Origin of the sequence: Amycolatopsis sp. cmx-11-12 (assembly GCF_046269425.1) — a bacterium.
Classification (GTDB): Bacteria; Actinomycetota; Actinomycetes; order Mycobacteriales; family Pseudonocardiaceae; genus Amycolatopsis.
Window position 1 is genome coordinate 181,725 of the sequence record NZ_JADNQM010000012.1, and the last position, 11,756, is coordinate 193,480.

At 68.7% G+C, this 11,756-nt stretch carries 11 protein-coding genes; 6 read left to right on the forward strand and 5 right to left on the reverse strand.

The genetic code is table 11. The features are described from left to right. Positions 1-48 precede the first annotated feature (48 nt). Positions 49-957: an AurF N-oxygenase family protein gene (locus ACLARN_RS19195; protein ID WP_409492788.1), complete on the forward strand. Its 909-nt coding sequence runs from the start codon at positions 49-51 to the stop codon at positions 955-957. Further along, on the forward strand, positions 954-1,877 hold the full coding sequence (locus ACLARN_RS19200) for an alpha/beta fold hydrolase (protein WP_409492789.1): 924 nt from the start codon (positions 954-956) through the stop codon (positions 1,875-1,877). The genes ACLARN_RS19195 and ACLARN_RS19200 overlap by 4 nt, the downstream gene beginning before the upstream one ends. Positions 1,878-2,149: 272 nt before the next feature. On the opposite strand, the gene ACLARN_RS19205 is transcribed toward ACLARN_RS19200, so the two are convergent. Further along, positions 2,150-2,686 (reverse strand): carboxymuconolactone decarboxylase family protein, encoded by a 537-nt coding sequence (locus tag ACLARN_RS19205; protein ID WP_409492790.1) that lies wholly within the window; start codon positions 2,684-2,686, stop codon positions 2,150-2,152. Between the two features lie 88 nt (positions 2,687-2,774). After that, on the reverse strand, positions 2,775-3,398 hold the full coding sequence (locus ACLARN_RS19210; protein ID WP_125796629.1) for a TetR/AcrR family transcriptional regulator: 624 nt from the start codon (positions 3,396-3,398) through the stop codon (positions 2,775-2,777). A 232-nt stretch (positions 3,399-3,630) separates the two neighbouring features. Between ACLARN_RS19210 and ACLARN_RS19215 the strand changes: the two genes are divergently transcribed. The 4 genes from ACLARN_RS19215 (at position 3,631) to ACLARN_RS19230 (ending at position 8,225) form a co-directional block, all read left to right on the forward strand. Then, positions 3,631-4,488 carry an alpha/beta fold hydrolase gene (locus ACLARN_RS19215; RefSeq protein WP_409492791.1) on the forward strand — a complete coding sequence of 286 codons (858 nt, stop codon included), beginning with the start codon at positions 3,631-3,633 and terminating at the stop codon, positions 4,486-4,488. 81 nt (positions 4,489-4,569) lie between these two features. Then, positions 4,570-5,736: a DUF3152 domain-containing protein gene (locus ACLARN_RS19220; RefSeq protein ID WP_409492792.1), complete on the forward strand. Its 1,167-nt coding sequence runs from the start codon at positions 4,570-4,572 to the stop codon at positions 5,734-5,736. 117 nt (positions 5,737-5,853) lie between these two features. Continuing rightward, positions 5,854-7,032 (forward strand): adenylyltransferase/sulfurtransferase MoeZ, encoded by a 1,179-nt coding sequence (moeZ, locus tag ACLARN_RS19225; RefSeq protein WP_409492793.1) that lies wholly within the window; start codon positions 5,854-5,856, stop codon positions 7,030-7,032. A 395-nt stretch (positions 7,033-7,427) separates the two neighbouring features. Then, positions 7,428-8,225 carry a TIGR02569 family protein gene (locus tag ACLARN_RS19230; RefSeq protein ID WP_409492794.1) on the forward strand — a complete coding sequence of 266 codons (798 nt, stop codon included), beginning with the start codon at positions 7,428-7,430 and terminating at the stop codon, positions 8,223-8,225. Positions 8,226-8,269: 44 nt separating this feature from the next. Here ACLARN_RS19230 and ACLARN_RS19235 read toward each other — a convergent pair whose 3' ends face one another. Genes ACLARN_RS19235 through ACLARN_RS19245 form a run of 3 tightly spaced genes read right to left on the reverse strand, consistent with a single transcriptional unit; the run spans position 8,270 to position 11,727 of the window. Next, complete coding sequence (locus ACLARN_RS19235) at positions 8,270-10,510, reverse strand: FtsX-like permease family protein (protein WP_409492795.1); 2,241 nt, start codon at positions 10,508-10,510, stop codon at positions 8,270-8,272. Beyond that, positions 10,507-11,187 carry an ABC transporter ATP-binding protein gene (locus ACLARN_RS19240; protein WP_409492796.1) on the reverse strand — a complete coding sequence of 227 codons (681 nt, stop codon included), beginning with the start codon at positions 11,185-11,187 and terminating at the stop codon, positions 10,507-10,509. The genes ACLARN_RS19235 and ACLARN_RS19240 overlap by 4 nt, the downstream gene beginning before the upstream one ends. Positions 11,188-11,202: 15 nt before the next feature. Continuing rightward, entirely contained in the window at positions 11,203-11,727 is a 525-nt protein-coding gene (locus ACLARN_RS19245; RefSeq protein WP_409492797.1) for a PadR family transcriptional regulator, read from the reverse strand. Between the last annotated feature and the right edge of the window lie 29 nt (positions 11,728-11,756).

Genomic DNA, 11,756 nt, shown 5'->3' on the forward strand with positions numbered 1-11,756 from the left:
TACCAGAGGTAACTGTTACCGCGAGTTACAGATAGGGGTGTGTCGGCAATGACGCGGGCGCTGAAGGAAACAGACCGGGAGAAGACGGCCGAGCGGCTGCTCAAGTCCTCCGCAAACAAGTTCTACGACCCCGACGTCGACATCGACTGGAACGCTCCGCTGGTGGACGGGAAGCACTTCATCCCGGCACACCGTTCCTCGCTTTACGGCACCAAGCTGTGGGACTCGCTGTCCGAAGAGCAGCGCATCGAACTTGGCAAGCACGAGGTCGCGAGCGTCGCCACGACCGGGCTGTGGTTCGAAATCCTCCTGATGCAGATGCTGCTCAAGGAGGTCTACGACGAAGACCCGACCAGTTCGCACGCGCAGTACGCGCTGACCGAGATCGCGGACGAATGCCGTCACTCGACGATGTTCGCGCGGATGGCGTCGCGGATCGGCTGCCCGTCCTACGGGCCGGTGCCGTGGCTGCGCCGTCTCGCGAAACTGATGCCGTCGATCAGCTACGGGCCCGCGCGCTACGGCGCGATCCTCGTCGCCGAAGAGGTACTCGACCGGCTTCAGCGCGAGCAGATGAACGACCCGGACATCCAGCCGCTGGTGCGCATGGTCAACCGGATCCACGTGCTCGAAGAAGCCCGTCACGTCACCTTCGCCCGCGAAGAGGTCACTCGCGGGATGGCGAAGCTGTCAAAGAAGGAAATCGTCTATCAGCAGTTCATCATCGCGCTGATCTCGTACTTCGTGACGCGGGCGTTCATCAACCCGCATGTCTACAAGGCCGTCGGCATCCGTCCGCGTGACGGTGTCGAAGCCGCGATGAACAACCCGAACTGGCAGGAGAGCGTGCGCTGGGCCGGCGAGAAGATCATGCCGTTCCTCCAGGAGTCCGGTCTGGTCGGGAAGCCGGGAATGTACTTCTGGCGCAAGTCCTTCCTGCTGCCGGGGAAGCGATGAGGGGCGTCAAACAGCGCGGCACCGTGTCCTGGGACCCGTCCCGGGAACACCGGTTCGTGACCGGTGACGGCACCGCGCTGCACGTCGAGATGAGCGGCCCCGCCGACTCCGAACTCACGCTGGTGCTGGTCCACGGCTGGACACAGGACCACCGGACCTGGGACAGCGTGGTGGCCCGGCTCGGCGACTCCGTCCGGATCCTGCGCTACGACCTGCGCGGGCACGGTGGTTCCGCGCCGGCGAAACCGGGCACGGCCACGATCCCGACGCTGGCGAACGACCTCGCCGAGCTGATCGAAGACCGCGTACCGAACGGACCGATCGTGCTCGCGGGACATTCCATGGGCGGCATGACGATCATGGAGTTGTCCCGCAGTCACCCCGAACTCGTGGCCCGGCGCGTCGCCGGTGTCGCCTTCGTCGCCACGTCGTCCGGTGAGATGGACCGGATCACCCTCGGCCTGCCGGGGATCGCGGGCAGCGGCGCGGCGAGGTTCGAACGGCGCCTCGCGAAGCTGCTCGCGAAAAACCGCCGGGACGCCTTGCCGTTGCCGCTGTCGGTGGTGCGCCCTGGCGCGCGACTGCTCGTCTTCGGGCGGCGGCCGCGGCGGGCGGACGTGGACTCGGTGGCGGAACAGCTGCTGTGCGCGCATCCGGCGAGCGTCGCCGGATTCCAGGACGCGATCTCGCGACACGACTGCCGGGTCACGCTGGCCGCGCTGCTGGGGAAACCGGTGGTCGTGCTGTCGGGGGAGCGGGACCGGCTCTGCCCGACCACCCACGCCAAGGTCATAGCGGATGCGTTGCCGGACGCCGAATTCGTGCGGTATCCGGGTGCCGGGCACATGCTTCCGCAGGAACGCTCTCAGGAGGTTTCGGACCGCATCGCGGCACTCGTGCGCCGCGCTGTGAGGGTCTGAAGAAGGAGCAGGGGACCTTTGCTATCGCTCTCGGTGGGGCAAGCGATAGCAAAGGTCCCTTGCTCTGTCATCTGTCGCGCGCTGACGGAAACCTTTCGCAGGGCGCCGACCGCGTGGAACTCACGTTCTCGCAGAAGGCGCCCTACAAAAGGTTTCCGTGGGCCTCCGGCCCAAAGAGGGCGCGCGACGGTGAAGTCTCCGTCGGGCGCGGGGCGCCCTTGGGGAGACCCGTTCTGGGGTGAGCAAGCGATAGCAAAGGTCCCTTGCTCTCTTCAGAGGCGTGTGTAGCCGCCTGCCAAGAGGCGGGCCCCCGCGTCCTGGTACGCGTCCGGGTCGTCCGAGGCGATGGTCCCCAGCCCGTCGACGTACCGGTTGAACATGCAGAAAGCGGCCGCGATCAGCACCGTGTCGTGGATTTCGAGGTCCGTCGCTTCTTCCGCGCGGGCGGCCGCGATCAGGTCTTCGCCCACGGATTTCCCGCCTTCACGGACGGCGAGCGCGATGTGCAGGAGCGCCTTCATCTTCGCCGACACGGGCGCGCCGTCGATGTCCTTCCAGGCCGCTTCGACGACCGGCATACCGCCTTCGAGTGCTTCGGCGGCGACGGCGGCGTGACTGCGTGAGCAGTACGTGCAGTCGTTACCGCGCGAGACGACAGCGCCGATCAGCTCGCGTTCGCCGACGCTGAGGCTGCTCGGCCCGCGAAGCAGGACTTCGGCGAGCTGTCCGAGCGCCGCCGCCGTCTCCGGCCGGTAGGCGAACAGACCTCTGATTCCGGGCAGGTTCTCGTCGAGCGCGATGTGCGGCATGGGGACTCCTCGCGGATCGGCAACGCGGTCACTCGAGTCATAGCCGAACCCCGGCCCGCCGCGGTGCCGCTGGATGGTCGAAACGCGGTCAGTGCTGGAGCGGGAAGCCACCGCCGATGCCTCGCCAGGCGAGGTTGGCGGTGAGGGCGACGGCCTCTTCCTTGCTCATCGACTTGTGGTGCGCCAGCCAGAACCGCGCGCTGACCTGCGAGAGACCCACGAGGCCGACGGCGAGCAGCCGCGCCTTGTCCTCGTCGAGGCCCGCGTCGGCGGTGATGGTCTCGGTGATCGCGTCGACGCTGGCCGATGTCGCCCGGTCCACGGCCTCCTGCACGGCGGGCTCGCCGCGCAGGTCGGACTCGAAGACCATGCGGAAGGCGCCCGCGTCGTTGTCGACGAAGTCGAAGAACGCGCCGACGGTCGCCGGGACGCGCTGCTTGTTGTCCGTCGTGGAGTCGAGCGCGTCCTTGACCCGCCGCACCAGTTCGTCGACGTGGCTCTCCAGCAGCGCGATGTAGAGGTCGAGCTTGCCGGGGAAGTGCTGATAGAGGACGGGCTTGCTGACCCCGGCCTCTTCGGCGATCTCGTCCATCGCGGCGGCGTGGTATCCGTTCGCGGCGAACACCCGCTGCGCGGCGGCCAGCAGCTGGGCGCGCCGTTCCGTCCTGGGCAGGCGGACGCCTCGGGCCTGCAGTCGCGCCATTTCGGTCATTCTTCCTCCAGTTCAAGGGCGGGGTCACCGCCGCGTGAAGTGAACTCGAGATTACTCGCCGGTACGGCCGAACCGCCAAGGGTCGGGCATCCTTGATGCTGTGTCTTCTCCAGTTTCCCGTGCCGCCGCGGGCCGCTCACCACTGACCCACGTACCGCTGTCGCGCAGGTCATTGCCGTCGCTTGATCCCGCGCCGCCGCCGTGGCCCGGGGAAACAATAGGTGTCGGCGGGGTGAAATTGCACATCCGCCGGACGCCGGGAGGTCCCGAAACGGCGGTCTACGTCCACGGGCTCGGCGGTTCGTCCACGAACTGGACCGACCTCGCCGCGCTCCTGGCGCCCCAGGCCGGGGGCACTTCGGTCGATTTGCCGGGTTTCGGCTATTCGGAGCCGCCGGACGGGTTCAGCTTCAGTCTCGACGCGCACGCCGAGATCGTCGCGGGCCACATCGAGGGCCTCGGAACCGGGCCGGTGCATCTGCTCGGCAACTCGATGGGCGGCGCGGTCGCGCTGCTCGTCGCGGCCCGCCGTCCGGAGCTGGTGAAGACGCTGACGCTGATCTCGCCCGCGATGCCGGATCTCCGGCCCAGCATGAGCAGGCTGTCCGATCCGCGGATGGCGTTCGCGTACCTGCCGCTGATCGGTCCCCGGGTGCGCCGTCAGCTGGCCGCGCTCGGCCCGCGCGAACGCGCCATGCAGGTCATCAATCTGTGCTTCGCCGACCCGGGCCGCTTCGCCGAGAGCAGGCTGAACGAGCTGGAAGAGGAGCACAGCGCCCGGGCCGGCTTCGCCTGGGCCGCTCCCGCGCTGGCCCGCAGCACGTTCGGCATCTTCCGGACGTGGTCCGCGCGCGGACCCGCGTCGCTGTGGGCCGTCGCGCCGACGGTCGCCACGCCGACGCTCGTCGTGTGGGGGCAGCACGACCGGGTGATCTCCGTCCGGCGCGCCGAGCGCACCGCTCGGCTACTTCCGCACGCCCGGTTGCTGGTTCTGCCTCGAACCGGCCATGTGGCCCAGATGGAACGCCCGAATGTCGTAGCGAAGGCCGTTTTGGGGATGTGGGAATCGGTCGAATCGGGCACCTGGTAGCCCATTCGGGTGGGTAGGACACACCGCGCGTCGCGGCGGTCGCTCACAACATCACAGTTCGGTTATGGCACCCTGGTGCCCGTGGATCGGGTGAAGCAAGGCGCGCAGGGCGAAGGTCGGCGGTCTCAGTACTCCGCCTCCGCCCGTCGTTCGCCACGCGCTCAGCCCCGGGCCTCCGATGTTCCGCGCACCGGCCAGTACCGGCCGTCGCCGCCACCGTCACAGCGGCTCGACGAAGATCGCTACCGCCCGGGCGGCCGCCGGACCAGCGCCCAGCCGCTCAGCGCGTCCTGGAAGCCGCACGAGCCCGGCGCCGCCAAAGGCGCCAAGCGCAAGAGCGAAGGCGGCATCGGCCACTTCGCCAAGACCTACGGCTGGCGCGTGTATGCGCTGCCGATCCTTGTGGTGATCACCGCGCTGGTCGTCTTCAACACCGCCACCGGCCCGGCCGAGCCGATCGCCCCCGACGGGGCGAGCCTCGCTTCGGCCGACGGTGCCGCGGGCAACGGCGGCGAGCCGGGCGCGGGTGTCGACGGAGGCGGCGACGTCCTCCCGGAGAACCCCGCCAAACCGGTCGATCTCAAGATCCCGACTGCCGACCTGCCCAAGGGCGGCAACTTCACCCAGTCCGGCAAAGGCACCTATCACGTGGTGCCGGGCAAGGGCGAGAAGGTGGGCACGGGGCAGCTGTTCACCTACACGATCGAGGTCGAGGACGGCATCGATCCGGCCAGCTACCAGGGCGACGACAGCTTCGCCGCGATGGTGGAGGGCACCCTGTCCAATCCCAAGAGCTGGACGTGGGACGGCAAAAAGGCGCTCCAGCGCGTGGATGCGAGCTTCCCGAACCCCAGCTTCCGGGTGAGCCTCACCACACCGGACACGACGCATCGCGCGGACGTCTGCATGTTCCAGATCACCTACGAGACGTCGTGTTATCGCTCGAGCTTCGACAAGCGCGTGGTGATCAACCTCGCCCGCTGGGTGCGGGGGGCGATGGCCTTCGAGAGTGACATGACCGGGTATCGCCAGTACGCCATCAATCACGAAGTCGGGCATGCCCTGGGCGGAAAACACGTGGGCTGCCAGGTCGACGGCGGGATCGCGCCGGTGATGATGCAGCAGACCTTCGGCGTCTCCAACGACTTCGTCGCACAGCTGAACAACCTGCCCGGCGGTGACCGCGGCAGGGTGCTCGCGGACGGCAAGGTCTGCAAGCCGGGCTCCTGGCCGAATCAAACACCTTAGTCGCGCCGTCCCATCTGCTGGAAATTCCCAGGATATGAAACAGGGGAAGTCGTTTCCGCCTGTCGGTGTTGTAGATACTGGGATGCGACCCGCGATCCACGCGAGATGGAGGACCCGATGTCAGGCACGCTGCCGCCGCTCGTCGAGCCGGCCGCCGAGCTCACCAAGGAAGAGGTGGCCCGGTACAGCCGTCACCTGATCATCCCGGACGTCGGGGTGACCGGGCAGAAGCGGCTGAAGAACGCCAAGGTGCTGGTCATCGGTGCCGGTGGCCTCGGTAGCCCGGCGCTGCTGTACCTGGCCGCGGCCGGGGTCGGCACGCTCGGCATCGTCGACTTCGACGAGGTCGACGAATCGAACCTGCACCGCCAGGTCATCCACGGCCAGTCCGACATCGGCAAGCTCAAGGCCGCGTCGGCGCAGGAGACCATCGCCGAGATCAACCCCTTCGTGAAGGTGCACCTGCACACCGACCGGCTCGAGTCGTCGAACGCGCTGGAGCTGTTCGAGCAGTACGACCTGATCCTCGACGGCACCGACAACTTCGCGACGCGCTACCTGGTCAACGACGCCGCCGTGCTCACCGGCAAGCCCTACGTGTGGGGCTCGATCTACCGGTTCGAGGGCCAGGCGAGCGTGTTCTGGGAGGACGCGCCGAACGGCAAGGGCCTCAACTACCGCGACCTCTACCCCGAGCCGCCGCCGCCCGGCATGGTCCCGTCGTGCGCCGAGGGTGGCGTGCTGGGCGTGCTGTGCGCGTCGATCGGTTCGATCATGGTCAACGAGGCGATCAAGCTGATCACCGGCATCGGTGAGCCGCTGCTGGGCAGGCTCGTCAGCTACGACGCGCTCGAGATGAAGTACCGCGAGGTCAAGATCCGCAAGGATCCGGAGACCCCGCAGATCACCGAGCTCATCGACTACGAAGCGTTCTGCGGTGTCGTGTCCGACGAAGCCGCTTCGGCCGCTTCGGGGCACACGATCACTCCGGCGGAGCTCAAGGCCAAGTTCGACAGCGGCGACAACTTCGCCCTCATCGACGTCCGCGAGCCGCATGAGTACGAGATCGTGAACATCAAGGGCGCGACGCTGATCCCGAAGGACAAGATCCTCTCGGGCGAGGCGCTGTCCGAACTGCCGCAGGACAAGCCGATCGTGCTGCACTGCAAGTCGGGCGCGCGTTCGGCGGAGGCCCTGGCCGCGCTGCACCAGGCCGGGTTCAAGGACGCGACCCACCTCGGTGGCGGCGTGCTGGCCTGGGCGCGGCAGATCGACCAGAGCTTGCCGACCTACTGACGGTGTTTCCCGCGTGGGCTGGGGTCGGGACCGCGGTCCGTGAAGGACTCTTTGAGGGACCCAGAGTCCCTCAAAGAGTCCTTCACGAACTTGGAACATGCCCCAGTAGACCCACCAGCCACAACGATGGCGCATGAAGGCTCAGCCGAGGAAGCTCGACCTTCACGCCTTCCCAAGTACATGATGGCCCCCTTCCTTGCGCCTAACACAAGGAAGGGGGCCATCATGTACTTCAGGCGACCAGAGCGTGCCGACTTACTGACGGTGTTTCCCGCGTGAAGGCCCCCTTCCCTCGGCTCAGCCGCGTGAAGGGGGCCTTCACGCGGGTTGGGAGCGACCCTCCACCAGCGCGTCTTCTCGTTCGTGGCGCGGAAGACGGGGTAACGTGCCGAGCCGTGCGTGCCACTCTGGAAAGCCCTCCGGCTCACGTCTGCGCGGCGTTCGGCGGACGTACCGGTGACGCGGAGCCGCTGCCCGGCACCACCGCCTGGCGCTACGGCGATCTCGTGCTGAAGCCGGTCGTGGACAGGTCGCGGACCCTGTGGACGGCCCGTGCGCTGGAAGCCGTGGACGAGCCGGGGTTGCGGGTCGCGAAGCCCGTCCGGTCCAGTGACGGCCGGTGGGTGCTCGGCGGCTGGTCGGCGAACCGGTTCGTGTCCGGGACGGCCGAGCATCGCTACGACGAGGTCGTGCACGCGGCGGTCAAGCTGCACCGGACGACGGCGGGGTTGCCGCGGCCGGATTTCCTGGGGCGGCGCACCGATATCGAGGCCTTGGCCGACAAACTCGCGTGGGGCGAAGCGGACATGTCCCTCGACGAGAACAAGGGCGGCCGCTGGTTCGAGGTGCTGGCGGGCTCCCGAAGACCGGTCAAGCTGCCGGACCAGGTCGTTCATGGGGAGCTGCTCGCCGGAGTGCTGTTCGACGGTGACGAGGCTCCCGGCATCGTCGATTTCGTGCCGTACTACCGGCCCGGTGAATGGGGTGCCGCGATCGTCGCGGTCGACGCGCTGGCCTGGGGCGGCGCCACCATCGATCTTCTCGAACGCTGGGCGCATCTGCCGGAATGGCCACAGCTGCTCCTGCGGGCCGTCCTGTTCCGCCTGGCCGCCAACGCCCTCGACCCGCGCTCGACGCGAGCGGCGCACGATGGGCTTCGCGCCGCCGCTCGCGACGTCAGCGCCGTCTTGTAGAACAGGTGAAGGCCCCTCCTCGAAAGAAGGGGCCTTCACCGGCTTCACTCGGTGCGCAGGCTCTCCGTCTTCGCCGCCGAGCGCACGGACGGCAGCGTCGACGCCGTCACCAGCAGCACCATCACGATCGCCGCCGCGGTGAGCACCCCGACCGCGGCCCAGTCGATGGACACCGCGTCCCAGAACATCCGCCTGCCCACCGCGGCGATCCCGATCCCGGTCGCCGTCGCGATCACGATCCCCAGCAGCAGCGGGATCCCGTTCTGCCACATCAGGGACCGGAGGATCACGCGCACCGGGACCCCGGTGGCCGACAGCGCGCCGAGGGCCCGTCGCCGTTCCCGGATCTGTTCCTGGGCGAGCACGAGCAGGCTCACCCCGGCCAGCAGCAGGACGAACAGCGCGCCGCCGAGCAGGATGTTCCGCGCGTCCCCGAACATCCGGGCCTCGTCGGTGACTCGTTCCCGGTTGTACGCGCTCACCGTGGCCTCCCAGCCGAGCGTGGCGACCGAGTTCCGCACCAGTTCGACGAAGTCCGGGTTCGCGGCCCCGTCACGCAGGCTCATCGCGACCGAGGCGGCCGTCAGATCGACGCCCGCCACCGCGGCCGGCGTCGCGAGCACGCGCACCCCGAGGTATCGGGCGATCCCCGACTTCTCCGGGCCGAGCGGTCGCGGTGTGGCCGGAACGGACCAGGGCTGTTCTCGTTTGTCGAGGTCCGTGAGCGTCACCGACTGTCCTTTGTGGAACGACGGCGCTTCGGCGAACACGTCGCCGTCGCGGCAGCCCGTCACTCCTGTCGACGCTTCGATCGCGGGGCAGTCGGCGACGGCGAACGAGGAGAGGGACTGGTCCCCGCTGTCCGTGACGAACAGCGAGCGCATGGCCTGGAAATCGGCCGCGCCCGGAACCGCGCGCACCGCGGCCACCGCTTTGTCGGCCACCGGGCCCTCCGCGTTGACGATCGTCCGGCCTGCCGTCGTGTCCCGGTACTCGTCCTGCAACGCCGCCTGGCCCGCCATCAGGCTCTGCAGCCCGATCGCCCCGGCGAGCACCACACAGAGGCCCGCGACCACCCGCGACGGCGTCCCGCTGTCGGTCCGCAGGCGGCGGATCGCGAGCTGGAACGATGGTGACCCGCCCTTGATCCGGGACACGACGAGTTCCAGCAGCCACGGCAGCAGCGCCGGGATCCCGAGCATCAGCAGGACCACCCCGGCGATCAGCGCCGCCCGGCCGAGATCGCTCGCCATGCCGAAATCCGGGAGGACCAAGGCGAGTCCGACGAGGACCGGAAGTAGCCGCCACCACAACCGCCGCTTCGGCGGTGTGGACTCGCGGACGACGCCCAGCGGCTCGACGATCGTGTGCCGCTGGGCGAACCACGCCGTCACCACGGTCAGCGCGGGGACGAGCAGCACGATCAGCGCCACCAGCGGCCACGGCGGTGTGAGGTCCTTCGGGTAGAGCCCGAAGCGGAACACCTGGAAGTTCGTCACCGCACTGCGGAAGAGCAGGAACAACGCGGCGCCGGCGACGAGCCCGGCCGCGGCGCCCACGAGCGATTCCGCCGCGGTGATCCGGCGCAGCTGCCGGACGGACGAGCCCGCCAGCCGCAACGCGGCGAGCCGCCGGTCCCGGGTGGCGCCGCCGAGCCGGGAGATCGTCCCGATGAAGATGAACACCGGCGTGAGCAGGACGAAGAGCCCGATCAACAGCAGCGCCAGGACGCCCTGTTCGACCACGCCGCCGTAGCCGCGCTCGGCGCCGAAGCCGTAGACCATGGGGCCGGATCGCAACGTACCGGAGCCGACGTAGGCGACCAGGTCGTTCGGATTGAGCACGGTCTCCGCGGCGATGACCCCGACCGGCTCACCGGGCAGCCGTGGCCGCAGCAGGCCACTGGTGTCGGCCGCGACGAGTTCGTCCAGCTTCGGCGAAAGGAAGACCTCGCCCGGCGCGGGCAGCCGGTCCACACCCGGCGGGATCGGCGAGTTCGGCCCGGTGGGCCGCAGGTGGACGAGCGAGATCGCCTGACCGCGGAAGTCGGTCGTCGTCGCGCGGTAGGCCAGCGGGGCGACGCCAGGGATCGGTTCGCTCCACACGTACGAGGTGAACGCCCGCTGGTCCCGGTTCTCCTTGATGGTGCCCGCGGAGGCACCGGTCAGCAGGATCGTCACCGCGAGCCCGATGCCGGCGGCGCTCAGGACGAGCCTGACGATCGAGCCCCGGCCGCCCCCGACGGCCAGCCGGAACCCCAGCAACAGGTCTTCGCGTCCGGTCACCGGGTCACCGCCGGTTCACGTGTCCGGCCGTCTCGCACGATGACCTCCCGGTCTGAGTAGGCGGCCACCCGCGGTTCGTGGGTGACCAGGACGACGGCGGCGTTCGTCTGCTTCGCCGTCTCGGAAAGCAGGCGCATCACCGCTTCGCCGCTGAGCGTGTCCAGCGCGCCGGTCGGTTCGTCCGCGAAGATCACCGACGGTTCGGTGATCAGCGCCCTGGCCATGGCGACCCGCTGGCTCTGCCCGCCCGACACCTGGCCGGGCATGCTGTGGTCCGAGTCGCCGACTTGCAGCCGGTCGAGCCAGTCCCGCGCGAGTCGTTCGGCGGGACGGCGCTTGATGCCGCCCAACCGCAGCGGCAGCGCGACGTTCTCCAGGCAGGTCAGCTCCGGCACGAGCTGCCCGAACTGGAAGACGAAGCCGAACTCGGTACGCCGCAAGGCACTGCGTTCGGCGTCGGGCATGTTCGCGAGTTCGCGGCCGCGGAACAGCACCTGTCCTTTGTCGGGGCGCACGATGCCGGACAGGCAGTGCAGCAGTGTCGACTTCCCCGAGCCCGACGGGCCCATGATCGCGACGATCTCCCCGGCTTCGAGCGTCAGCCCTGCCCCGGCGAGCGCCTGATCGGGGCCGAAGGCCTTGTGCAGGCCCAAGCCTTGTAACAACGGTGTTTCCACTTTGTGGTCCCCAGGTCAGCGCGTCAGCTGACGCGCGAGATCGTCGAGGCGGGCCGCGGTGAGCTCCAGCCACCGCAGATCCGCCTCGAGGTGGAACAGCGCGTGATCGCAGATGAGCTGATCGGCGAGGTCGCCGTCGGTCTTGCGGGCGGTGAGCTCACGCATGGCGCGGAGGTGGGAGCCGCGCTGGGCGTCGAGCAGGTCCTGGGCGCCGCGGCCGGACAGGAGGGCGAGCACGACCTTGGTGTAGAGCGTGTTCTGCAGGTAGACGGACGGATTTTCCGGGCTTTTCAGCCATTCCTCGACGTTGGTGACGCCTGCGTCGGTGATCGCGTACCGCTTCCGGTCCGGACCGCCGCCAGCTTCGACGCCGTTCTCCTCGACGAGGCCGTTCTTCAGCAGCCGGTTCAGCGTCGAGTAGACCTGCCCGTAGTGCAGTGGTCGGTCTTGCCGGAACTGCTTGTCGTAGAGCTGTTTGAGGTCGTAACCGTGTTTGGGGCCGGCTTCGAGCAGGCCGAGCAGGGTGTTCCCGATGGACATACGGCGACTATACACAGTGTGTATACGCA

Bases quoted from the DNA above. Each gene is read 5' to 3' on its own strand.
- ACLARN_RS19195 (WP_409492788.1), top strand. From the start codon at position 49: ATGACGCGGGCGCTGAAGGAAACAGACCGGGAGAAGACGGCCGAGCGG.
- ACLARN_RS19200 (WP_409492789.1), top strand. From the start codon at position 954: ATGAGGGGCGTCAAACAGCGCGGCACCGTGTCCTGGGACCCGTCCCGG.
- ACLARN_RS19205 (WP_409492790.1), bottom strand. From the start codon at position 2,686: ATGCCGCACATCGCGCTCGACGAGAACCTGCCCGGAATCAGAGGTCTG.
- ACLARN_RS19210 (WP_125796629.1), bottom strand. From the start codon at position 3,398: ATGACCGAAATGGCGCGACTGCAGGCCCGAGGCGTCCGCCTGCCCAGG.
- moeZ (WP_409492793.1), top strand. From the start codon at position 5,854: ATGTCAGGCACGCTGCCGCCGCTCGTCGAGCCGGCCGCCGAGCTCACC.
- ACLARN_RS19245 (WP_409492797.1), bottom strand. From the start codon at position 11,727: ATGTCCATCGGGAACACCCTGCTCGGCCTGCTCGAAGCCGGCCCCAAA.